Below are 22,535 nucleotides of genomic sequence, written 5' to 3'. Positions count from 1 at the left end.
GGCTCACAGGCCGGCGGCCAGCTCGGCGATGACCGCGCAGGCCTTCCGCACCTCGCCCAGGGACGCCGAGCCGTACCCGATGACCAGCCCGTGGTGGCGCGGCGGCCCGTGGTGGTGCCGTGCCGTCGTGTCCAGGAGCACCCCCCGCCCGGCCGCCTCGGCGACCAGCGGGGCCACGGACGCCTCGGGGAGCCGGAGGAAGACGTGGAGCCCGGCCGAGTCCCCGCTCACGCGCGGTCCGAGGATCTCCACGATGGCGGCGCGGCGGCGCGCGTACTCCAGCCGCATGCGCCGCAGGTGGCGGTCGAGGTCGCCGCGCTCCAGCAGCACCGAGACGGCCTCCTGGACCGGCCCCGAGGTGCGGTCGCCCAGCATCGTGCGCGTGCGGGCGATCTCGGCGAGCAGACCGGGCGTGGCGACGAGCCACCCGATGCCCACGTCGGGCGCGAGCGACTTCGACAGCGTGCCGAGCAGCACGACCCGCTCGGGGTCGAGGCCGTACAGGGCCGGGAGCGGTGCCACGTCGTAGCGGAACTCGGCGTCGTAGTCGTCCTCCACCACCAGGGCGGCCGTACGGCGCGCCCAGGCCAGCAGCCCTTCCCTGCGGGGGATCGGCAGCCTCCCGCCCAGCGGGTACTGGTGCGCGGGGGTGGTGTAGAGCACCCGGAGGTCGTCCGGGAGGTCGGCGGGCACGACGCCCTGCTCGTCCACGGGGCAGGGCACGATGCGACCGCCCCTGGCGGCGAAGACCCGCCGGGCGGTGCGGTAGCCCGGCTCCTCCACGCCCGCCCCGTCCCCCGGCCGCAGGACGGTCGCGGCGATCAGGTCGACGCCGTGGCCGGTTCCCCGGGTGACCAGCACGTTCTCCGGCCCCACGGGTACGGCGCGCGCCCGGCGCAGGTGGTCGGCCAGCAGTTCGCGCAGGCGCGGGTGCCCGTAGGGATCGGCGGTGTCGGAGGGCGGCCGGTCCGCCGCGCGTCGCCAGGCACGCCGCCAGGCGGCCCTGTCGTAGTCCAACACCCAGGGCCGGCCGGGACGCAGGTCGATCGTCCCCCTGGCAGGGACGCCCGGCGCCGTCTCACCGTCCGCGCCTCCGTCCCCCGGACGAGCCTCTATGGCGCTTGGGGTGCCGGGCGTGAAGCGGGAGAAGCCGGCGACGTAGGTGCCGGAGCCGTGCCTTCCCTCCAGCCACCCCTCGGCGTACAGCTGCTGGAAGGCCTCGGTGACGACGGTGCGGCTGACGCCCAGCAGCCGCGCGAGCCCCCGGCTGGACGGCAGGCGCTCGCCGGACTTCAGCGCGCCCGCCCGCATGCCGTCCCTCAACTGGTCGCCGAGCTGCACGGCCAGCGGGACCGGCGCTCCACGGTCGAGGAAGAGGGGAAGGTCGACGTGATCCCGCAAGTGGTCTCCCGGAAGTCATCACGAGTGGACATACACCGCCAGTCCACTTGGTGCCTACGTTAGCGGCATGCTCTCCACGACTCCTCGCACCGCCCTCAACCGCTCGAAGGAGCGAGGCCGCACGGACCGCTCCGAGCTCCACGCCATCCTGGACGCCGGGCTGATCTGCCACCTCGGGGTCGTGGTGAACGGGTCTCCGATGGTCGTCCCGACGGGGTACGGCAGGATCGGCGACACGCTCTACCTGCACGGATCGACGGGCGCCACCTCGCTGCGCGCGGGCGGCGAGGTCTGCGTGACCGTGACCCACCTCGACGGGATCGTGCTCGCCCGCTCGGCCTTCCACCACTCGGTCAACTACCGCTCGGCGATGATCTACGGCACCGCGCGGCCGGTGAAGGACGCGGACGAGCGGCTGGCCGCGCTGCGGGCGATCACCGAGCAACTGGCCCCCGGCCAGTGGGACACCGTGCGGCGGCCTGGCGCGAAGGAACTGGCCGCCACCGCCGTGGTGGCGCTCTCCCTTTCCGAGGCGTCGGTCAAGGTGCGGCAGGGCCCGCCCGTGGACGATGACGAGGACTACGCGCTGCCCGTGTGGGCGGGCGTGCTGCCGCTCCAGGTGAGCTGGGGCGCCCCCGAACCCGACCCCGCGCTCGCCCCGGGAACCCCCGTACCGGCCCACATCGCCGACCGCGGCCGGCACGCGTAACGTACGGGCCGCCAACCCCGCCGGGGGCGTGCGCGTCCCACATGTGTGGGTGGTACACCACGCGACTGGACCGTCCCCCGGTTACACCGAGGTGCGGCTACTCGGCGCCGGCGCCGGGGTGCGGGTGGTGCTCGCGACCCACGGGGAGTCCGGCACCCATGTGGCCATCGAGTACTCGCCGGCGGACTCGCGTGGGCGGCCGGGCTTCCTGCCGCCGAATGCTGACAACGGTGTCGACAATATGCGGAATATCCCTTTAGACATCACGGATCAGCCACGCCATCGTTAGGCTTCGTTCTCGCGTGATGGGTGGGGGCCCGGCCACAACAAGGAGACCGCATGGACGGCCACACGGGGGAATGGCGAGTCCCCGGATTCACCGAGATCCGCGATCTCGGCAGCGGGGGCTCGGGACGCGTCGTCATGGCGCGCCACGAGGCGGACCAGTCATACGTCGCGATCAAGTACCTGTCGGACGAGCTCTGCGCCGACCCTGGATTCATCATCCGCTTCCGGCACGAAGCACGCCTGCTGGAGCTGATTGACAGCCCGCACGCGGCGCGCTTCTACGAGTATGTCGAGGGCGACGGGGGCGCCGCCATCGTCATGGAGCTCGTCGACGGCGTCTCGCTCCGCACGATGCTGCGCTCGGAGGGGCCGACCGGAGCCGAGGCGGCGCTCGTCCTGCTCAAGGGCGCTCTGCTGGGGCTGGCCACCGCGCACGCGAGCGGGGTGGTCCACCGCGACTTCAAGCCGGAGAACGTCGTCATCGAGGGCACCGGCCACAGCAAGCTCATCGACTTCGGCATCGCCGTGCGCTCGGGCGACGGGGCGAGCGGCGCGGGAACCCCGTCGTACATGGCGCCCGAGCAGTGGGCGGGCGCTCCCGCCGGTCCGGCCACCGACGTCTACGCCGCGACCATCGTCTTCTTCGAGTGCCTCACCGGCACCCGGCCCTTCCAGTCGCAGAACATCGCGGTGCTGGCCCGCCAGCACCAGTCGATGCCTCCACCGGTCGACCAGGTGCCCGCGCCGCTGCGCGGCCTCGTCGAGCGCGGGCTGGCCAAGCATCCCGCCGACCGGCCGATGAGCGCCGAGGTGTTCCTCGCGGAGCTGGAGGCGGTCGCCGCCGACGGGTACGGGCCGGGCTGGGAGGACCGCGGGCGCCGCAGGCTGGCCGCCCTGGCAGGGCTCCTCGCGCTGCTGTTCCCGCTCGCGGGCGAGTCACCCGCGGCGGGCACGTCCCTCGCCGACACCGACCTCGGCGGCGGCGCACGGGGGATGAAGAAGCTCAGCGTCAAGATCGCGGTCGGCGCGGTCGGCCTGGCGGTCATCTCCGCGATCACCGCCGTCCTGGTGGGGTCGCTGGGGGACACCACGCTCCAGGCCCAGACGACGGTCGCCACCCCGACCGTCAGCCCGCCGGACCCGGGCGAGGATTCCGGCTCCCCCGAGCCCGCCATCGCGGACTCCCCTCCGGAGAACCCCTCGGACGAGCCGTCGAAGACCCCGGAAGCGGACCCGACCGCCGCCGAGCCGACCAAGACCACCGCTGGGGCCCCGACGGGGGCTCCGACCACGAAGGCGGCCTCGCCGAAACCCTCCCCGAGCAAGAAGCCCTCCAAGTCGCCCAAGGCCTCGCCGACCGGCTCGCCCAGCCCCTCGCCCTCCGAGTCGGACCAGTCCGATCCGAAGATCGACGACCCGCTGCCCTCCGGCAAGCCGAAGCCGACCCCGACCCCGACGCCCACCACGCCGTCGCCCGCGCCTCCGTCCCCGAGCAAGTCCCCCGACCCCGAACCGACCAGTACGCCGCCGAGGACGCCGACGGTGAGGGGCGACACCCCCTCGCCCGAGTCGACGCCGAAGGGCGACTCCAGGGGCGCCCTGGCCGCCGGGCTGATGACGGCCGCCGTCGTACCCGCCACACTGGCCTTGAGACAGCGCATGACGGGACGGCACCGGAGGCGGCGGTAGATGCCTGACGGCGACAGCATCGCGGGCTACCGGCTCACGGGCCGGTCCCGCATGGGCGAGGTGGGGACGTGGTTCGACGCGATCGGGCCTGACGGCACCCGCGGCGGGGCGCTCACGCTCGATCCGCGATCCATGTCCGCCCCCGGCGCCAGAGAACGGGTCGTCGCCGAGGTCACCGCGGACCGGCGGCTCGCGCAGAGCGGCCTCACGGGGCTGATGCCCATCGTCGACCTCGTGGCCGCGCGCGGGGAGGTCTGGCTGCTCGCCGGCCGTCCCGCCACGCCGTCCCTGGCCGAGCTGATGGCCGGACGTCCCGGCGTGCCCCCTCCGGACGCGGGGAGCGCCGCGACCGTCCTGGTGGAGACCGCCCAGACCCTGCTGGCCGTCCACGCGGCGGGCCTCGCCCACGGGGCCCTGCACGCGGGCACGGTGGTGATCGGCGAGGACGGCACCGCGGTCCTCGCCGAGCGCGGGCTGGCCCTTGCCCTGCGGGGCGAGCGGCCCTCGCCCGATCGCGACCTCGCGGCGTGGGCGTCGCTGGCCCGGGGCCTCGCCGCCGGCTGGGCGGCGGGCGATCCACGCGCGGCCCAGCTGTTCGACCGGGCCGCGGCGACCGCCACGACGCACGGCCTGAGCGCCGCCAGGGACGCCCTGGTCAGCGGGCGCGATCTGCTGCCCACGGGGTTCACCACCCGCGAGCGGCTCGTACGGACCATCCAGTGGTGGTCGGCGAGCGACGTCCCGACCGCGGAGCCTGCGCGACCGTCCGGCTTCTTCGGCACGGGCGGGGAGAGCGGCGAGGTCGTCACCCTTCTCTACGCGGGGGGCGCGGCCGCCGCCGGCATCGCGGGGGCGGGGTACGAGGGGGCGACGCCCGCCGGTACGGCCCCTTCCACCCGCTCGACCGGCCCCACGGCCGCTTCCGCCGGTTCGACCGGCCCCGAGGCCGCCGCCTCGGGCCCGACCGGCCCCACGGAGGCGGCGCGGAGCGGTGAGATGCGCTTCGGCCCGGGGGTGCCGACCGGCACGACGGCCGCCCAGATCTGGCGGTCCGGGCGCGAGCAGGTCACCGTGCCCGCCAACGAGCGTCCGCGGCGGGCGCCCGCCAGGCGCCGCCGGGGCGGCGCGCTCTGGTCCGGCGCGGTGTTCGCGCTGGTCATCGCCGCGGCGCTGTTCCTGTGGTTCCAGCGCGGCGAGCCGCTCTCGGTCACGGCGGTCGAGGTGAAGACGCCGAAGGCGAAGGGCTGCGACATCATGGTCAACGTCATCGGTGTGATCACCACGAACGGGGCGGCGGGGCAGGTGTCCTACGAGTGGCTGCCCAGCGGCGAGCAGCCGGTCAAGCACACCGACTCGGTGCCGTCGGGGCAGTCCGCCCACCAGGTCAGCCTCAAGTGGGACGTGGGCGGCCGTGGCACCAAGAAGCTGACGGCCCGGCTGCGCGTCCTGTCGCCGGTCGCCTCGGGGGCCCGCCTGGAGGACAAGGCGTCGTTCACGTACAAGTGCTGATCCGTTCATCGTCCGGGCCGGGGGATGCGTGACCCGCTCGGGCGATGACGACCAGCCTTGCGCTCCAAATGCGCAAAAAGCGGCGATGTCACTATTCTGACGGGCATGACGCAGACCCCCGCCGGCTGGTACCCCGACCCATACGGAAGCCCCCAACTGCGTTGGTGGGATGGCACGCAGTGGACCGACGCCACTCACCCGCTGGAGGGCCCGGCGGGGCAGAGTGCGCCCGTGACCACCGGCCAGTGGGCACAGCCCGGCACTGGACCCCAGCAGCAGCCCGGCACGGGAACCCAGCCAGGCACAGGACCGCACTTCCAACCCGGCACGGGACCCCAGCCGGGCACAGGACCGCAGTTCCAGCCCGGCACGGGAACCCACTCGCAGCCCGGCACGGGAACCCAGCCGGGCACCGGGCAGCAGTTCCAGCCCGGCACGGGACCGCAGTCGCAGCCGGGAACGGGGGCTTACCCGCAGCCGGGAACGGGTCCCCAGCCCGGCCCGGGACCGCAGTTCCAGCCGGGAACGGGGGCATACCCGCAGCCGGGAACGGGGGCGTACGCCTTCGCGCCGCCCGGCGGGCAACAGGGGACGACGCCGCTCGGCGCGCCGGGCAGCCCGTACGGCGGGCCCTCGGGACCGCAGCAGTGGGGCAACCAGGGCGGCACGGCCCAGTTCACCGCGCCGGAATTCGGCCCCCAGGGACCCCCGCCGAGGAAGAAGAGCGTGCTCCCCTGGGTCCTCGGCGGCGGCGCCGTAGTGATCCTCCTGGTCGTGGCCCTGGTGGTAGGCATCAGCGTCGTCAACCGCGACAGCGGCAGCGACCCGGTCGCCGCCGTGACCCCGGCCCCGAGCACCACCGTCGAGCCCTCGGACCCGCAGATCACCCCGCCCCTGGAGACCACCCCCGCCCCGGACCCGAACTCCACGGACTTCCCTGCCGAGCTGCCGCAGCCCAAGGGCAACGTCATCAGCGACTCCCGCACGGGACTGTCGTACGCGTACCCCGGCACCGATTGGAGGGTGCCCAAGTGGTCCGACGTGAACGGCACCGGCCCCGCCGACCCGAACTTCCCGCAGTGGACCAGCGGCTTCGAGGCCGTCTCGCAGGAGAACTTCGACGGCGAGAACCACGACTGGATGGGCCAGGTCCTGACCAGCCGGCTGCCGGAGGCGTTCGACTACTCCGGCCCCCAGGATCTCCGCAACGTGACCGGCGCCGTGCTGATCGCCTACGAGAAGCTGTTCTACAGCCCCGCGCACAAGCGGAAGATCGTGAAGGACGCCGCGCTTGAGATCAGCGGCAAGAAGGCGTGGATCCTGCGGTTCGAGATGGACTTCACCGCCGAAGCCAAGAAGGGGGGCTGGAAGTTCCGGAAGGAAGAGGGCCTGTTCCTTCTGGTGGATCAGGGTTCCGGACAGCGACCTTCCATGTTTTACGCCTCCATACCCGACAATCTGGACACCTCGGTGATCGATCGCACACTGGACTCTCTCAAGGCCTCGTGACCGGGCACTACGCTGAGCATTATGAGTGACCTGTTGGTCTGGATCGACTGTGAGATGACCGGGCTCGATCTCGGCCGTGACGCGCTGGTCGAGGTCGCGTGCGTCGTGACCGACGGCGAGCTGAACCAGCTGGACGAGGGCGTGGACGTCGTCATCAAGCCGCCGCGGGAGGCGCTGGAGCAGATGTCGGAGGTCGTGCGCCAGATGCACACCTCCTCCGGCCTGCTCACCGCCCTCGGCGACGGCGTGACGCTCGCCGAGGCCGAGTCCATGGTGCTGGAGTACATCCGGCGGCATGTTCCCGAGCCGAAGAAGGCGCCGCTGTGCGGAAACTCCATCTCCACCGACCGCTCGTTCATCGCCCGTGACATGCCGGCTGTGGACGCCTACCTGCACTACCGCATGGTCGACGTCTCCTCGGTCAAGGAGCTGGTCCGCCGCTGGTATCCCCGCGTCTACTTCGCCTCCCCGGCCAAGCAGGGCGGCCACCGCGCGCTGGCCGACATCACCGAGAGCGTCCAGGAGATGAGGTACTACCGCGCCGCCGTCTTCGTGCCCCAGCCGGGCCCCGATTCGGCCACCGCACGCGAGGTCGCGGAAGCCATCGCCGGATCTTGACGCGCCACGGCGTCAGAACCTCCCAAAGCCCGCTACACTTTTCCCTGTGCCGCGGTGCTGACCGCGGAGCATGGTGGGTGTAGCTCAGTTGGCAGAGCGCCAGGTTGTGGTCCTGGATGTCGTGGGTTCAAGTCCCATCACTCACCCCATGCGGGCGATGGCCGGTCCAGACGGACCGGCCATCGTGCTTTTCCGGGCACTTCCGTCCTTTCACATGGATAGCAGCCCTTTTCAGGCATCTTGCCCCCCATAGATTGAAATGGCGGGCTATGCTCGCACAGAACCGCTACGCCGCCAGCGCGGGGGGCTCGGCGATCTGACAATGATTCGTGCCACCGGAGGCCGGATGAGTGTCGATGACGCCACGTACAACGAGCACGCGCACACCGGGTTGAGCAAACGCGAGGCCGAGGTGATGGAGCTGATCGCGACGGGCCACTCGAACGGAGAGATCGCACAACGGTTGTTCCTGAGCGAGAAGACGGTGAAGAACCACGTCAACCGCATCTACTCCAAGCTGGGCGCGGACTCCCGGGGGACCGCCATCGGCCTGTGGAGGGGAGACGCGTCCCGGTGACGGCGACGCGGGCGACCGTCAGGCGGGCACGGTCATCGCGTCCCGGACGGCCGCGAGCGCGCGGCGCAGCGCCGCGAGGCCGTACCGGATCTCCTCAGGGGTCACCGAGAGCGCGGGGCGGAGCCGCACGGACCGCTCCCCGCACGGCAGGACGAGCACTCCCTCGTCGTCGCGGAGCGCGGTGATCAGCCCATCCCGGCCGGAGGACACGTCGAAGGCGCACATGAGGCCCCTTCCCCTGCTGTTGAGCACCAGGCCGGGGAACGCGTCCTCCAGCCCCCGCAGGCCGTCGAGCAGGGTCTCCCCGAGCACTCCCGCACGGGCGATCAGCCCGTCGCGCTCGATGATCTCCAGCATCCGGCGGGAGCGCACCATGTCGACGAGGCCGCCGCCCCACGTGGAGTTGATCCGCCCGCTCACCTGGAAGACGTTGCCCTCGACCTCGTCCACCCTGCGACCGGCCATGATGCCGCCGACCTGGACCTTCTTGGCGAAGGCCACGATGTCGGGCGCGAGGCCGAGCTGCTGGTAGGCCCAGGGCGTGCCGGTGAGGCCGGCGCCGGTCTGCACCTCGTCGAGGACGAACAGGGCGTCCCGCTCGTGGCACAGGTCCTGGACGGCCCGCAGGAACTCGGGGCGCATGTGGTTGTCCCCGCCCTCGCCCTGGATGGGCTCGGCGATGAAGCACGCGATGTCGTGGGGGTGGCGGTCGAAGGCCTCCCGGGCCTGGGCCAGCGACCGCTCCTCGGCCGCCTCCACGTCCCCGAAGTGGATCGCGGGCACCTCGATCCTCGGCCAGTCGAAGGCGGGGAAGCGGTCGGTCTTGGCCGGCTCGGTGTTGGTCAGCGACAGGGTGTACCCGCTGCGGCCGTGGAAGGCGCGCGTGAGATGCAGCACCTTGGTCCCGAGCTCCCGGGGACGGCCGTGCGCCTCGTTGTGGCGGCTCTTCCAGTCGAAGGCGCACTTCAGGGCGTTCTCGACGGCCAGCGCGCCGCCCTCGACGAAGAACAGGTGGGGCAGCTCCGGGTCGCCCAGCACCCGGGCGAAGGTGTCGGCGAAGTCGGCGAGGTGGGCCGTGTACAGGTCGGAGTTCGCCGGCTTGTTGGCGGCGACCCGGCCGAGCAGCGCCAGGAACTCCGGATCGTCGTCGAAGGGGTTCACCCCGAGTGGGGCCGAGGCGAAGAACGTGTAGAAGTCGAGGTAGCGGCGGCCGGTGCCGGCGTCCACGATCCAGGATCCGCCGCTACGTTCGAGGTCGAGCTCCAGCCGGTAGCCGTCGACGAGAAGGTGGCGGGCCAGACGGTCGAGGACGCTCATGTGCCCTCCCAGATGCGGAGCTCGACACTTACGCCAGATTATTCCCCGCCGACCGGGCGCGTATGTTCACACTTTCCGGCACATCCGTTTTGCCACCGTAATTCTTTTGTCACCAGGGCGGCGTCTAGACGACGTGCGCGGCCGTTCCCGCGGTTCCCCTGTGCCCCACGTCCCGGGCCCGGAAGGCCAGGAACAGCAACGAGACTCCGTACGCGATCGCGAAGATGCCGATCAGCCAGGTGAGCGCGAGAGCGCCGGCCGCCGGCCAGGCGAACAGCAGGATTCCGAAGATCACCGCCAGCACGCCGCTGATCATGTGCGTCCAGTCGGTGTCGCCGGCCGTCCTGCGCCTGATCCCCGTGACGATCTCGGCCACGCCCATGACGACCGCGTAGACGGCGATCAGCAGGAGCAGCACGAGCGCCGTGATGCCCGGCCAGACCCAGGCGACGATCCCCGCCAGGACGCCGATGACGCCGGAGACGATCATCCACGTCTTCGAGTCGCCGGGATGGGTCCCCCTGGCCGCCCCGATGAGCGTGAACACCCCGTTGACGATCGCGAAGGCGCCAAAGAGGATCACCAGCGTGAGGAGCGTGATCAGGGGCCAAACGATGGCCAGGATGCCGAACAGGATCCCGCAGGCACCGCGCACCGCGAGCACCCACCAGTGGTGGCCTACCTCGGCCCGCACATCTTGCATATCGTCCTCCTAGTTTGGCCGGGGGATTCATGATCGGCAATACGCTCATGGAACGACGACCACCTCAGCCCCACGTTTCCGTTCATATCCGGAAAGGACCTGTGACCAGACCAAATCAACGTCAAATGCTGTCCAGCACCTATCAAGCCCAGCAATATCGTGTGAACTGAACTGACATGGGACATGTCAGCGACAAGACCTGGAAGGACGCCGGTGTCACTTCGCGAAGCGGCCAAAGACCTCAGCAGCGAGCTCGTACGGCTGCGCCACGCACTGCACCGCGAGCCGGAGATCGGCCTGGACCTGCCGAGGACGCAGGAGAAGGTGCTCGGCGCGCTGGCGGGGCTGCCCCTTGAGGTGTCGACCGGCGAGCGGCTGAGCTCGGTCACCGCCGTGCTGCGCGGCGCGCGGCCCGGCCCGACCGTACTGCTGCGCGGCGACATGGACGCGCTCCCCGTGACGGAGCGGAGCGGCGCCCCGGTGGTCTCCGAGCTGGCCGGGCGCATGCACGCCTGCGGGCACGACCTGCACACCGCGATGCTGGCCGGCGCCGCGCACCTGCTCGCCGCCCGCCGCGACCGGCTGGCCGGCGACGTCGTTTTCATGTTCCAGCCCGGCGAGGAGGGCGAGGGCGGCGCGAAGATCATGATCGAGGAGGGCGTGCTGGACGCCTCGGGCCGCCGTCCCGTCGCCGCGTACGCCCTGCACGTGATCAGCTCGCTCCTGCCCCAGGGCGTCTTCGTCAGCCGGGGCGGGCCCATCATGGCCGCGGCCGACCGGCTGACGGTGACCGTACGCGGCTCGGGCGGGCACGGGTCGACCCCGCACCTGGCCAACGACCCGATCCCCGCCGCGTGCGAGATGGTCACCGCGCTGCAGACCATGGTCACGCGGGGCTTCGACGTGTTCGACCCAGTGGTGGTCACCGTGGGGAGCTTCCACGCCGGCACCACCGACAACGTCATCCCCGGCGAGGCCCGCTTCGAGGCGACGGTCAGGTCCTTCTCCGCGGCGGCGCACAGCCGCGTCCAGGAGCGGATCGTGAGGCTGCTGAGGGGCATCGCCGCCGCCCACGGCCTGGAGGTCGAGGCGGACTACGAGGTGAGCTACCCGATCACCGTCAACAGCGCCGCGGAGGCGGAGTTCGTCGGCGCCACCGTGCGCGAGGTGTTCGACGAGCGGCGGTTCATCACGGCGCCCCAGCCGTTCGCCGGCTCGGAGGACTTCTCCTTCGTCTGCGACGAGGTGCCGTCGGCGTTCGTCGCGCTCGGCGCCTGCCCGACGGGGGCCGACCCGTCGAAGGCCGCCTACAACCACGCGCCGGAGGCGGCCTTCGACGACGCCGTGCTGCCCGACGGCGCCGCGCTCTACGCCGAGCTCGCCACGCGCAGGCTCGCCCAGGAGGCCTCAGCCGGCGGCGTAGACGACCAGTGAGACGGCGATGTACTGGGCCACGTAGGCGGCCAGGGTGAAGGCGTGGAACACCTCGTGGAAGCCGAACCAGCGCGGCGAGGGGTCCGGGCGGCGCAGGCCGTAGACGAGGCCGCCGAGGCTGTACAGGACGCCGCCGAGGACCACGAACGCGACCGCCGCGACCCCGGCGCCCCCCACCAGCTGGGGCATCACGAAGACGGCTATCCAGCCGAGCGCGATGTAGAGCGCCGTGTAGAGCCAGCGGGGCGCGCCCATCCACACCGAGCGGAAGACGACCCCGGCGACGGCTCCCGTCCAGACCACAGAGAGCACGACCACCCGCACCGGCCCCTCCAGCGCGAGCAGCGCGAGGGGGGTGTAGGTGCCGGCGATGATCAGGTAGATGTTGGCGTGGTCGAGCCGTCGCAGGACCTCGGCCAGGCGCGAGGCCGGGCGGCCACGGTGGTAGGTCGCCGAGACGCCGAAGAGCAGGCCCGAGGTCACCGCGTAGACCGCGGCGGCCAGACGGGCCTGGAGGGTCGGCCCGAGGGCCACGAGGACGAACCCGGCGATCAGCGTCGCGGGGAGCGCCCCCGCGTGGAGCCAGCCACGCAGCTTCGGCGGGGGAACCGTTCGATCAGGGGAGACGGCGGGGCCTGCGGTCATTGTGGTCATCTCGACCTCCTCACAACCTACGCTAGCGTAACTTACGCTTACGTAGGTTGTGAGCTCGATCACGCGCTCAATGGGGTGCCCAGTCAGAGAGCGCCCGTATCGGAGCGTCCGTACGGAGAGCGCCCGTATGAGAGCGTCCGTTCAGAGGGCGTCCAGGAAGCGCGCGGCGATGGGGGCGGCGGCGTCCGGGCCAGTGCCGCCGTGCTCGACGAGCACCGCGAAGGCGAGGTCGCCCCGGTAGCCGACGAACCAGGCGTGGTCCTCCCCCGAGGAGGCCCGCGCCGTGCCGGCCTTGCCCGACACGCCCTCGGGAAGCCCGGACGGGGCGGCCGTCCCGTCCGGCACGACCGCCGTCATCATCGCCCGGAGCGGGCCCAGGACCTGCGGCGGCAGCTTCCTCGGCTTGGGGCGGCCGTCGGTCTCCAGCCGCCCGACGGCGTCCTCCGACATCAGCCTGGGCGGGCGCCAGGTGCCGTTCTGGACGGCTGCGGCTACCAGGGCCATGCAGAGCGGGGTGGCCCGCACCGAGTTCTGCCCGATGGCGTCAGCGCCCAGCTCGTCACCGTTGCCCGCGTCGCGCATGGACCCGCAGACCCCGCCGATGCCCGACTGCAGCTTCCCTCCGAACCCGAACTCCACCGCCTCCCGCCGGAGCCTGCCCTCCCCCAGATGCTCGACCGCGAGCCGGGTGAACGTGGTGTCGCACGACAGTGCGAACGCCTGCTGGAACGTCACCGTGCCGTGGTTCTCGTCACGGTAGTTGTCGAAGGTCTCCCCGTCCGGGCCCGTGTAGTGGGCCGGGCAGTCCACCTGCGTGTCCCCGGTCATCTGGCTGCCCAGCAGGGCCGCCGCCGTGATGATCTTGAACGTGGACCCGGGCGGATAGGGCTTGTAGAAGGCGCCCTGGCCGGGCAGCCGGTCGGCCACGGCCAGCACCTCCCCAGTGGACGGCCTGACCGCGACGATGGCGGCGGGGTCGGCGATGCGGTCGAGTGCCCGCGCCGCCGCGGCCTGCGTCCACCAGTCGAGGGTCGTGCGGAACGTCCGCTCGGCCGCCTGGCGGAAGACCACGAGCCTCCTGGACTTCCCTGTGGACGCCACCGCCTCGATCGCCCACCCCGTCGGCGGATCCACATAAAGGTCGTCGACCCTGCCGATGAGGTCCTCGAAGTACCTCTCGGCCCCGCTGTCGTGGGGCAGCGGCTTCCCCTGCCGGGTGAGCAGGTCGGTCCCCGGCACGGGGATCTCCTTCATGCGCAGCCGTTCGCTCGCCCCGAGCCCAGGATGGAGGGTCTCGGGCGTCCAGACCACTTTCCACCCGCCGTCCCTCACCGCCAGGTGCAGCACGGAGGAGAACTTCCACTGCCCCAGCTCCCCGATCTGCCTGATCCCGTCGAAGGGCAGGTCCGCGGACTGCTCGCCCCGGCGTACGACCGTGCCGGGCGTCAGCTTGATGGAGAGGATCTGCAGATCGGAGCTGAGGCGCCGGTGCTGGTCCAGGAAGTCGGACGGCGGGGACGCGACCAGTTCGCGCATCTCGCTGAGGTTCTCGGCCGCCCAGGCGTCGAGGTAGGCCTGGCCGGTCTCCTGGGGGCTTCCGGTCACCCGGCGCGAGTCGACGACCAGGGCCACGAGCGCCGCCGCGACGATGACGAGACTCACCACGACCAGAGCGAGCAGTCCTCGGCGGCGCATACGGTTCTCCCAAGAGTGCCGGTTATGGCACATCCCGATATATCAGAAGCCATGGAGATCGTGTGGGCAAGCGTAAGGCTGAGGTGACTCCCCTGCCGGGCCGTTACCCGGTGGACTTCGGCGAGGTGGAGCTCCTGCGGGACCTCGACCGGCCGAACGGCTGGCTGCTCAGCATGGCCGGGGTCCCCCAGTCGTACGTGGATCTCGGAGATCCCACGTATCTCGACTTCGAGTACGTCCGGCTCATGGCCGACGTGATCGACGCGATGGAGGAGGGCCCGCTGGACGTCGTCCACGTGGGCGCCGGCGCCTGCACGCTCCCCCGGTACGTCGCGGCGACCCGGCCCGGCTCCCGTCACATCGTGATCGAGCCGGACGGCCTGCTGGTGCAGCTCGTGAGGGACCAGCTCCACCTGAAGTCCGTGCCCCGGCTGAAGGTCCGCGTGGCCGACGGCCGCTCGGCCGCCGCCGGCCTGCACGACGCCTCGGCCGACCTGTTCATCCTGGACGCCTTCAGCGGCGCGACCATGCCGCTCGACCTCGCGACCGCCGAGTACATGGGAGACGTCGCCCGCGTCCTGAAGGACTCGGGCACGCTGCTGGTCAACATCGCCGACGGCAAGGGGCTGGCCTTCGCGCGCCGCGTGGTCGCGACCGTGCGCGGCACGTTCAGCCACGTGGCGCTGCTCGCCGAGCCCGGCGTCCTGCGCGGGCGCCGGTTCGGGAACCTCATCGTGGTCGCCTCGCCGGCCCCGCTGCCCCTCCAGGACCTGATCCGCAAGGCTGCGGGCGGCCTGACGCAGGCCCGCTGCGTGTACGAGGAGGGGCTGGTGAACTTCGTCGCCGGCGCGGCGCCGATCAAAGACGGCGACTCCGTCGTCTCCCCGGTTCCCCCTGCCGCCCTGTTCGAGTAGGCCCTTCGCCGCTGGCCGAACATTTAGCGAATCAGGTAAGACCACTTTCCCGATGCCAGAAACACGGCATTTATGGGAGACGATGCATTTTCACGTACATCTGCACGTGCATTTGCAGACTTCGATTGCATGTTCGTCGTCCGACGATGAACGCCCTCCCTATCGATAAATCAGGAGAATTAGCCGGAAACCGGTCATCTCCCCCGATTTCCACCCCCGCGACGATCATTCCGAACGCCATTCCAACCGCCATTCAAGCAGCTCAGAGCCACATAGCGATGATCTTTCACGAAATATCAGGCATAGCCGCTGCTGCCACATCGCCATGCCCTACGATTTGGCCCCACAAGGCAGAACAATGCCGAATGAAGTCGATTAGAAGGGCAAAAGAGTATATGATGCAGCGCGGCTCCCATAGCGAACCGCCTGACAGCCAGGCGGCGGCCCCCGTGCCTCCGTGGGCGAAACGCGCCGCGCGAGCGGTCGCCCGTCAGATCGTGGGCTTCACCAGCGGCGTGGCGGTGGCCGTCTCCGCCCCCCTCGTCGGCCAGGCCCTCAGCACCTGGTCACCGATCACCGCGGACATCGGCATAGAACGGCCGCACGACGGAACCCACGACAAGGCGCTGCCCTGCCTGACGGTCAGCGGGCACGGCACCCCTCAGGCCGGGTCGAAACTCGTCGTCGCGGTCCAGCAGAGCTACCCGGAGGCGGGTGCGATCACGTTCTTCCCCGACGTACGCGTCGTCGACGGGGAATGGCAGATAACGGTCCCCCTGAACGGGCCGGAGGACAGCTGGTTCACCATCAGAGCCGTGGTGCTCGACAGCGAGCAGGCGCATTACCTCGGCACGGTCGGGGGCACCGCGGGCATGTCCAGGTGGATATCGCCCACGATGCCCCCTGGTAGTGCGATTGCCGACTCGGTAGACGTTCAGCGCGGTCCTGGACAGATCTCCTGCTGAGCACCACCGAGGTGACCCGGTCGCTGGGCGGCGGCGTATGCCGCCGCCCAGAACCGGCGTCGGTAGAGCCTAGGGCACCCTGAGGCCCGCTATGCGCCGTTCCAAGCCGTTCCCTCTGGTCGCTCGGGTAGGTGCCCGCCTCTAGGCGCCGTGGTCGGCGGCGATGGCGTCGATCCTCGCGGCGAGTGTGAAGTCCATGTCGGTCAGCCCGCCGGCGTCGTGGGTCGTGAGGGCGATATGGAGCCGCCGCCACCGGATGTCGATGTCCGGATGGTGGTTGAGCTTCTCGGCCTGCTCGGCCACGTCGTTCACGATCGCGATGGCCGTCGGGAAATCGGGGGCGACCACCGTGCGCCGGATCTCGTCGCCCTCACGCCGCCACTCGGGTACTTCGTCGAGCCGGGTGGAAATCGCCGCGTCATCCAACCTGTCCATAGGAGGAGTCTTTCACGGCGACAGGCGGGACAGGTAACCGTCGGTGACGATCTGCTCGGCCATCTGGGCGTAGGCGGCGGGATCCTCGGGGGCGTACGTGCCAAGGCCGTCCACGTAGCGGTTGTACATGCAGAAGGCGGCGGCGATGAGCACGGTGTCGTGGATCTCCACGTCGGTGGCGCCGGCCTTGCGGGCGGCGGCGACGTGGTCCTCGGTGACCTCGGTGCCGAGCCTCTGGACCGCCCCGGCGATGTGCAGCAGCGCCTTCATCTTGTCGGAGACCGGGGCGGTGTCGACGTCCGAGCAGGCGTGGGCGACGGTCTCCGCACCTCCGGGCAACTGCGCCGCCGCGAATGCCTTGTGCGAGGCCGAGCAGAACTTGCACTGGTTGAGAGTGGAGACGTAGGAGGCGATGAGCTCGCGCTCACCTCGCGACAGCGTGTTGTCGTCGCGCAGCAGGGTCTCCGCGAGATCACTCAGCACCCTGCCCGTCTCGGGCCGGTACCGCATCAGGCCACGGATACCGGGAGCGTCGTTCCCCAACTCGATGTGCGGCATGGGAGCCTTCCCGGGCCGGGGCGGGCGGCACGCCGGAATGCCCGGCGGTGGACGCGCCCGCGTACGACCCTAGACGATCAGCTTTGCTCCATCTTTACCTCAAGCCTCGGGCGCGGGGAAGGGCGGAGGAGGGACGAAAAACGGGGTGGGCACGGCCTGCGTGAGGCCGTACCCACCGGTGTCGTTCACGAAGGCGGATCGCTCAGATGCCGACCATGTGGCAGGTGGCGGTGGCCTTCTTGGACGGGTCGCTCTCGGAGGTGGCGGTGAGCTTCAGCTTCGCCAGGAGGGCGCCGCCCTTGGCGCGCTGGGCGTAGACGGGCACGAGCGCCGTCTTGCCGAACTCCAGGGAGGACAGCTTGTTGGGCATCCAGGTCGACCAGCCCTTGCCGTCCACCGTGGCGGAGAGGCGGTAGACGTCCGACTTGAGGTACGAGCCGACATCCTCGGGATGCCGGCCCGCGGGCGTCGCCGCCTTACCGGTGTTGGTGAGCGGGAAGCGGCAGGCCGCCCACTCGGTGCCCTTGGCGATCGTGGCGCTCGGCAGCACGCTGACGCCCCGCTTCTGGGGACCGGCACCGTCCAGCGAGCGGACGGCGACGGTGTACGACAGCGTGCCCTTCTTGTCGCGCTGGAGGTCCAGCACGTAGAAGTGCAGGCGGTTGGCCTCGTCGACGTACTCGTACTCGCTGCCGGAGTCGGTGCCCGCGTGGAACAGGGCGTCCGAGAGCTGCCGGTAGTCGCCGACGGTGATCGGAACCCGCGTGCCGTCCGGCAGGACGTAGTCGGTCATGCCGATGTCCTGCGGGTTGGCGTCGATGACCCACTCGAACGGCGCCTGGTCCTGGTTCTTGGTCTTGGCCAGCAGCACCCCGGAGTCGGGCGTGAAGGAGTCGGCGCCGATCCGGTCCACGACCTCGATCGTGTAGTTCTGGTAGCCGCGACCGTCGCAGAGCGGGTCGGTCTGGATGCTGCACGCCGGGCTGAGGTCACCGGTGCCGAGCGTGATGTTCACGCCCGACAGGTCGTTCTTGCCGGGCTGGACCTCCCGCGCCGTCACCCGGGCGACGACCAGGCCCGATTCGGCCAGCGCCTCCCGCGAGAGCCGCAGGACGTTCTGCTCGTCGACCATCTCCAGCTTCAGCTTGTTCCTGAGCATGTGCTGAGCGCCCATCGAGCCGCCCCCGGTGGGCGGGATCGTCCACCGGCTGTGCGGGCCTCCGGGGCCGTTGAAGCTGCCCCGGCTGAGCATCTCCCAGATGCCGGTGTACGCGCGGCGAGCGGGCACGCCGAACGGGTTGTTGTAGTTGTCGCCGATGCCGAGGATGTGGCTGAACTCGTGGGCGTACACGCCCTGTCCCGAGCTCTCGGCCTGGGTGGAGGAACCCCCGCCGGCGTTAGGCCAGATGGTGGAGGCCGAGGCCCAGGAGGTCCAGTCCACGTACCGCGTCTTCGCCCAGTTGGGGAGGTTCGGATCCGGCGGCCCGAAGTCGTCGGTCACCTCCTCCTTCGTCGGGAACTTGATCGGCCCGAACTCCTGCCAGGTCGACGACTCGTCCTGGCCGGCGCTGAGGTAGAAGACGAAGTCGAACTTGCTCAGCTCGTCGTCACCCGCGGCGGCGGCCCAGGCGGCACGTCCGTCGGTGCGGATGTTGCGGTTGCAGGTGTCCCCCGCCGGGCAGGCGGTGCCGCCCTGGAACTCCATGGCGTACTCGTGGGACTTGCCCGGCATCTGGTAGGGCCCGAAGGCGTTGAGCTCGACGCCGTACCTGCCGCCGGAGTCCTCCATCCAGTACTCGTGGATGGTGTGGCCCCGGTTCAGCTTTCCGGGGGTGTTGAGGAAGTCCTGGTAGAACTTGGCCACCTGGTCGCGGGGGATGTCGTGCGCCTCGCTGCTCGGGTTGCCGAACACCGTGGACCTCGCCGGCTGCGTGACCACGAACGGCTGGTTCGGGTAGTCGAGCAGCACGAGAGCGCCCTTGAACGTGCGCTTGGACCCCTTGCCCGCGGGGTCGGACCAGCTGGTGCCGGGGACGGGCTTGTAGTCGTCCTCCCAGGTCATGTGGTCCGGGTTCTTCCAGTTCTGCGGGTCGATCGCGACCGGGCCACCGGGCTTCCCCTTGAACAGGGCCGCCGGCTCCTGTTCCTGCCAGGGCTGCCGCTGCGGCCAGTGATCGGCCTGCCATGGGTGCGCGGGCTCGGGGGGCGGCTCCGCCGAGGCGGGGACCGCCGCCAGTCCTACCGGACCGAGCGCGATCGCCAACAACATTACGGACAGCCGTCTTCTCCTGCGGTGAATCGACGACTCGGTCACGGCCTCACCTCTAACTCTGGGCCAGCACTCAGCGGGGACGCTACCGACGCTATTGACGGAGATCATCCGACACCTGTAGGGACTCTTGGGGGGGTTTGTCCTACATGCGATGAAACCGGCCGCTCAGGAGGCTTTCGATGTCCAACGGGCTGCAACGTATTGTGGACGGCTTGGCCGTCCAGCTCGGCAGGGCCGTAATGCTGGAGGACCGGTTACAGCACGTGCTCGCCTACAGCCGGCAGAAGGAGCCGCTGGACGACATCCGGCGCGACTCGATCCTGCGCCGCGAGACGACCCCCGAGGTGCGCGAGTGGCTGCGCGCCGCCGGGATCTTCGAGGCCGAGGGCCCGATCCGCACGCCGGGCGCCGCCGGTCTCGGCCTGCTGCCCCGGGTGTGCGTCCCCGCCCGGCACGGCGGACGGCTGCTCGGGTTCCTGTGGTTCATCGACGCGGGCCCGCCGATGTCGGAGGAGGAGATCGGCGTCGTCGCGGAGGTGGCCTCGGCCGTCGGGGTCGCGCTCTTCCACGAGAGCCTCGCCAACGGGCTCGCGGCGCACCGGGAACTGGACGCGGTCACCAGCGTGCTGCTCGGCACCCCCGGCGCCGCCGAGGCGGGCGCGCGGAGCCTCATCGAGGCGGGCGGCTTCCCGCAGTCCGAGCCGGTCACCGTGGCGGTCGCCAGGCCTCTCCTGGACGGGCAGGTCGACGAGCCGTTGCGGGAGGCGATGGAACGGGCGCTGCTGACCGTGCGGCACCGGCTCGGGCCGCGGCGCACGCTGCATCTGGTGCGGTACGACCACGCGGTGCTGCTGTTCTCCGGGGCCGCCCGCCCCGAGCAGATACACGCCGCGATGGAGTTTCCCGTGGTGGTGGGCACGGGCGACCCCCGCGCGCGCCTGGACCAGGCCGCCGAGTCGTACCTGGAGGCCGCGCGGGCGGCGGAGGTGGCGGCGCGCCTGCCCGCCCTCGGGCCGTCGGCCGAGTGGTCACGCCTGGGCGTCTACCGGCTGCTGACCCAGTTGCCGCCGGCCACTCTCAAGATCCACCCGGGCCTCGAACGCCTGCTCGCCGACGAGGCGCACCGCCCCCTGCTGGAGACGCTGGAGGCCTACCTCGACCTGGCGGGCAGCGCGCACGCCACCTCCGAGCGGCTGCGGCTGCACCGGACCTCGCTCTACTACCGGCTGCGGCGGGTGGAGGAGCTGGCGGGCACCGATCTGCGGGACGGTGGCGAGCGGCTCACGCTCCATCTGAGCCTGAAGCTCGCCCGCCTCCTCGGCCGCTACCCTGTGGCGGCCTCGGTACGGGCCGGCCGGGGCCCGTCCACGTGACGGCCACGTGACGGCCACGCGACGGCTCGACGGCTCGACGGCTCGACGGCTACTTGACGGCTCCGGCGGTGAGGCCGGACTGGATCTGCCGCTGGAAGATGATGTAGACGATCAGCATCGGGATGATCGCCATGCTCAGCGCGGCGAACAGACCGGGCCAGTCGGCCTCGTACCCGGCGGTCGTGTTGATGTTGGCGATGCCCTGGGTGATCAGCCACTTGTCCTCGACGCTGCCCGACAGCAGCACGATCGGCAGGAGGTACTGGTTCCACTGACCGAGGATGTTGAAGATCGTGATGCTGATCAGGCCCGGCCTGGCCATCGGCACCATGATCTGGAAGAACGTGCGGGTGTGCGAGGCGCCGTCCATCATGGCCGCCTCGGCCACCGAGTTGGGGAGCGTCTTGAAGAACGCCGTCAGGAAGAACACGGTGAACGGCAGCGAGTACGCGATGTAGACCAGGATCACGCCGATGTGGGTGTCGATCAGGCCGAGGTTGCGTACCACGAAGAACAGCGGGACCAGCGCCAGGAACACCGGGAACGACAGGCCCGACACGAACAGGTAGTAGATCGCCCGGTTGCCGAAGAACCTGTAGCGCGCCAGCACGTACGCGGCCATCGAGCCGAACAGCATCGTGAACAGCGTGCTCACGCCGACCACGAAGACCGTGTTCAGCATGTACCGCCCGATGTGGGCCTTCTCCCAGGCCCGGCCCCAGGAGGCCCAGCTGAAGTTGTCGGGCAGCGCGAGCGGCGCGTCGCCGACGATCTCGGGGTTGGTCTTGAAGGACGCGAGGAACGTCCACAGGATCGGGCCGACGACCAGGATCGTCCACACGATCAGCGCGATATGGGAGAGCGCCCCGAAGACGCCCGTCGGATTCTTCTGACGGCGGCGGGAGGCCGCGTGCGAGGCCTTGGCCACCCGGACCGCGTCGGTTTGGGTCGCCATCATCAGAGCTCGATCCTCTCGCGGCGCGTCACGCGCAGGCTGAGCGCGGCGAACGTGATGGTCAGGAAGAACAGGGCCACGCCCATCGCGGAGGCGTAGCCGAACTTGGAGAAGGTGAACGCCGTGCGCCAGATCTCCAGGGGCAGGACGGTGGTGGCGTTGTCGGGACCGCCGCGGTCGACCGAGAGCACCTGCACCAGGGCGAAGCAGTCGAAGGCCGCGATGCCGAGATAGACCCAGCCGACCTGGATCGTGTCCCAGATCAGCGGGAGCGTGATGCTGAAGAAGAGCCGGAACCGGCCCGCCCCGTCGAGTGCCGCGGCCTCGAAGACGTCGCTCGGGATGGCCGACATCCCCGCGGAGAACAGCACGACGTAGAAGCCCACGGACTGCCAGACCACGACGCCCATGATCGACCAGAGGGCGAGGTCGGTGTTGATCAGCCAGCCGACCGGGTTGACGCCCACCCACTTGAGCAGGCCGTTCAGCACGCCGGTCTGGTCGGGACGGTAGATCGCCTGGAACAGGACGCCCACGACGGCCACGGCCAGGACCTGGGGGAAGAAGTAGACCACCCGGTAGAACCTCGACCCCCGGACCCCGGTCATCCTCCCGCCCCTGCTGCCCCCTCCGAGGTTCAGCAGGAACGAGAAGAACAGCGCGATCGCGATGGTGATCAGCGGCATGGCGAGCAGCAGGAGCCCGTGGTGGCGCACGGCCGCCCAGAAGACGTCGTCGTCCAGCAGGCGGGTGAAGTTCTCGAACCCGATGAACTGCGGATTCGCGGAGATCCCCCGCCAGTTGGTCAGCGAGATGTAGAACGCCTGCGCGTAGGGGCTGATCACGAAGACCACGTAGAGGATCAACGGGATCGCCAGGAACGAGAAGATGAACCCGTACTTCCTGGCCCTCGCGCTGACCAGCCTCGCGGCGAGCCCGCCGTCGCCTTGCCGCATGATC

General features: G+C 70.6%; 20 protein-coding genes and 1 tRNA gene. 11 read left to right on the top strand and 10 right to left on the bottom strand.

Annotated elements, in window-relative coordinates; genetic code table 11:
- Window positions 1-3: 3 nt before the first annotated feature.
- On the bottom strand, window positions 4-1,401 hold the full coding sequence (locus ACGFIV_RS08585; RefSeq protein ID WP_358552997.1) for a PLP-dependent aminotransferase family protein: 1,398 nt from the start codon (window positions 1,399-1,401) through the stop codon (window positions 4-6).
- Window positions 1,402-1,468: 67 nt separating this feature from the next.
- Here ACGFIV_RS08585 and ACGFIV_RS08580 point away from each other — a divergent pair, with 67 nt between their 5' ends.
- The 7 genes from ACGFIV_RS08580 (at window position 1,469) to ACGFIV_RS08550 (ending at window position 8,300) form a co-directional block, all read left to right on the top strand.
- Window positions 1,469-2,110, top strand: coding sequence for a pyridoxamine 5'-phosphate oxidase family protein (locus tag ACGFIV_RS08580; RefSeq protein WP_358552999.1), 642 nt, complete (start codon window positions 1,469-1,471; stop codon window positions 2,108-2,110).
- A 339-nt stretch (window positions 2,111-2,449) separates the two neighbouring features.
- Window positions 2,450-4,087, top strand: coding sequence for a serine/threonine-protein kinase (locus tag ACGFIV_RS08575; protein ID WP_358553003.1), 1,638 nt, complete (start codon window positions 2,450-2,452; stop codon window positions 4,085-4,087).
- Entirely contained in the window at window positions 4,088-5,596 is a 1,509-nt protein-coding gene (locus ACGFIV_RS08570; protein ID WP_392833200.1) for a hypothetical protein, read from the top strand. It begins immediately after the preceding gene.
- 105 nt (window positions 5,597-5,701) lie between these two features.
- Complete coding sequence (locus ACGFIV_RS08565) at window positions 5,702-7,105, top strand: DUF2510 domain-containing protein (protein ID WP_358555817.1); 1,404 nt, start codon at window positions 5,702-5,704, stop codon at window positions 7,103-7,105.
- 21 nt (window positions 7,106-7,126) lie between these two features.
- Window positions 7,127-7,723 carry an oligoribonuclease gene (gene orn, locus ACGFIV_RS08560; RefSeq protein ID WP_358555820.1) on the top strand — a complete coding sequence of 199 codons (597 nt, stop codon included), beginning with the start codon at window positions 7,127-7,129 and terminating at the stop codon, window positions 7,721-7,723.
- A gap of 73 nt (window positions 7,724-7,796) precedes the next feature.
- Window positions 7,797-7,872 (top strand) — tRNA-His (locus ACGFIV_RS08555).
- 197 nt (window positions 7,873-8,069) lie between these two features.
- Window positions 8,070-8,300, top strand: a complete 231-nt coding sequence (locus tag ACGFIV_RS08550; protein WP_358555822.1) for a response regulator transcription factor — start codon at window positions 8,070-8,072, stop codon at window positions 8,298-8,300.
- An 18-nt stretch (window positions 8,301-8,318) separates the two neighbouring features.
- Here ACGFIV_RS08550 and lat read toward each other — a convergent pair whose 3' ends face one another.
- Both lat and ACGFIV_RS08540 read right to left on the bottom strand, forming a co-directional pair.
- Window positions 8,319-9,617: an L-lysine 6-transaminase gene (lat, locus tag ACGFIV_RS08545; protein WP_358555825.1), complete on the bottom strand. Its 1,299-nt coding sequence runs from the start codon at window positions 9,615-9,617 to the stop codon at window positions 8,319-8,321.
- Window positions 9,618-9,741: 124 nt separating this feature from the next.
- Window positions 9,742-10,320, bottom strand: a complete 579-nt coding sequence (locus ACGFIV_RS08540; RefSeq protein WP_358555828.1) for an HdeD family acid-resistance protein — start codon at window positions 10,318-10,320, stop codon at window positions 9,742-9,744.
- Window positions 10,321-10,533: 213 nt separating this feature from the next.
- Between ACGFIV_RS08540 and ACGFIV_RS08535 the strand changes: the two genes are divergently transcribed.
- Window positions 10,534-11,754, top strand: coding sequence for a M20 family metallopeptidase (locus ACGFIV_RS08535; protein ID WP_358555831.1), 1,221 nt, complete (start codon window positions 10,534-10,536; stop codon window positions 11,752-11,754).
- Here the strand turns inward: ACGFIV_RS08535 and ACGFIV_RS08530 are convergent.
- Together ACGFIV_RS08530 and ACGFIV_RS08525 are read right to left on the bottom strand one after the other, a co-directional pair.
- Window positions 11,728-12,408: a hemolysin III family protein gene (locus ACGFIV_RS08530; RefSeq protein ID WP_358555834.1), complete on the bottom strand. Its 681-nt coding sequence runs from the start codon at window positions 12,406-12,408 to the stop codon at window positions 11,728-11,730. The two genes, ACGFIV_RS08535 and ACGFIV_RS08530, sit on opposite strands and share 27 nt — an antisense overlap.
- Window positions 12,409-12,549: 141 nt before the next feature.
- On the bottom strand, window positions 12,550-14,103 hold the full coding sequence (locus tag ACGFIV_RS08525) for a penicillin-binding transpeptidase domain-containing protein (protein WP_358555837.1): 1,554 nt from the start codon (window positions 14,101-14,103) through the stop codon (window positions 12,550-12,552).
- A gap of 62 nt (window positions 14,104-14,165) precedes the next feature.
- Between ACGFIV_RS08525 and ACGFIV_RS08520 the strand changes: the two genes are divergently transcribed.
- Both ACGFIV_RS08520 and ACGFIV_RS08515 read left to right on the top strand, forming a co-directional pair.
- Window positions 14,166-15,017: a fused MFS/spermidine synthase gene (locus ACGFIV_RS08520; RefSeq protein WP_358555840.1), complete on the top strand. Its 852-nt coding sequence runs from the start codon at window positions 14,166-14,168 to the stop codon at window positions 15,015-15,017.
- Between the two features lie 449 nt (window positions 15,018-15,466).
- Window positions 15,467-15,982 carry a hypothetical protein gene (locus ACGFIV_RS08515; RefSeq protein WP_392833192.1) on the top strand — a complete coding sequence of 172 codons (516 nt, stop codon included), beginning with the start codon at window positions 15,467-15,469 and terminating at the stop codon, window positions 15,980-15,982.
- 141 nt (window positions 15,983-16,123) lie between these two features.
- On the opposite strand, the gene ACGFIV_RS08510 is transcribed toward ACGFIV_RS08515, so the two are convergent.
- From ACGFIV_RS08510 to ACGFIV_RS08500, 3 genes are all read right to left on the bottom strand, one after another.
- Window positions 16,124-16,417, bottom strand: coding sequence for a 4a-hydroxytetrahydrobiopterin dehydratase (locus ACGFIV_RS08510; RefSeq protein WP_358555846.1), 294 nt, complete (start codon window positions 16,415-16,417; stop codon window positions 16,124-16,126).
- A 12-nt stretch (window positions 16,418-16,429) separates the two neighbouring features.
- A complete protein-coding gene (locus ACGFIV_RS08505) occupies window positions 16,430-16,975 on the bottom strand; it encodes a peroxidase-related enzyme (protein ID WP_358555849.1) in 546 nt (181 codons plus the stop codon).
- A 202-nt stretch (window positions 16,976-17,177) separates the two neighbouring features.
- Window positions 17,178-19,244 carry a M6 family metalloprotease domain-containing protein gene (locus ACGFIV_RS08500; protein ID WP_358555852.1) on the bottom strand — a complete coding sequence of 689 codons (2,067 nt, stop codon included), beginning with the start codon at window positions 19,242-19,244 and terminating at the stop codon, window positions 17,178-17,180.
- Between the two features lie 182 nt (window positions 19,245-19,426).
- Here ACGFIV_RS08500 and ACGFIV_RS08495 point away from each other — a divergent pair, with 182 nt between their 5' ends.
- Window positions 19,427-20,620, top strand: a complete 1,194-nt coding sequence (locus ACGFIV_RS08495) for a helix-turn-helix domain-containing protein (protein WP_358555855.1) — start codon at window positions 19,427-19,429, stop codon at window positions 20,618-20,620.
- A 49-nt stretch (window positions 20,621-20,669) separates the two neighbouring features.
- Here the strand turns inward: ACGFIV_RS08495 and ACGFIV_RS08490 are convergent, their stop codons facing one another.
- Window positions 20,670-21,578, bottom strand: a complete 909-nt coding sequence (locus tag ACGFIV_RS08490) for a carbohydrate ABC transporter permease (RefSeq protein ID WP_358555858.1) — start codon at window positions 21,576-21,578, stop codon at window positions 20,670-20,672.
- Window positions 21,578-22,531: a sugar ABC transporter permease gene (locus ACGFIV_RS08485; RefSeq protein WP_358555860.1), complete on the bottom strand. Its 954-nt coding sequence runs from the start codon at window positions 22,529-22,531 to the stop codon at window positions 21,578-21,580. Before ACGFIV_RS08485 ends, ACGFIV_RS08490 begins: the two co-directional genes overlap by 1 nt.
- Window positions 22,532-22,535 lie beyond the last annotated feature (4 nt).

It is taken from the genome of Sphaerisporangium sp. NPDC049003, assembly GCF_043197795.1.
In the GTDB taxonomy this organism is placed as follows: Bacteria; Actinomycetota; Actinomycetes; order Streptosporangiales; family Streptosporangiaceae; genus Sphaerisporangium.
This window is presented reverse-complemented; position numbering and strand designations above follow the sequence as displayed.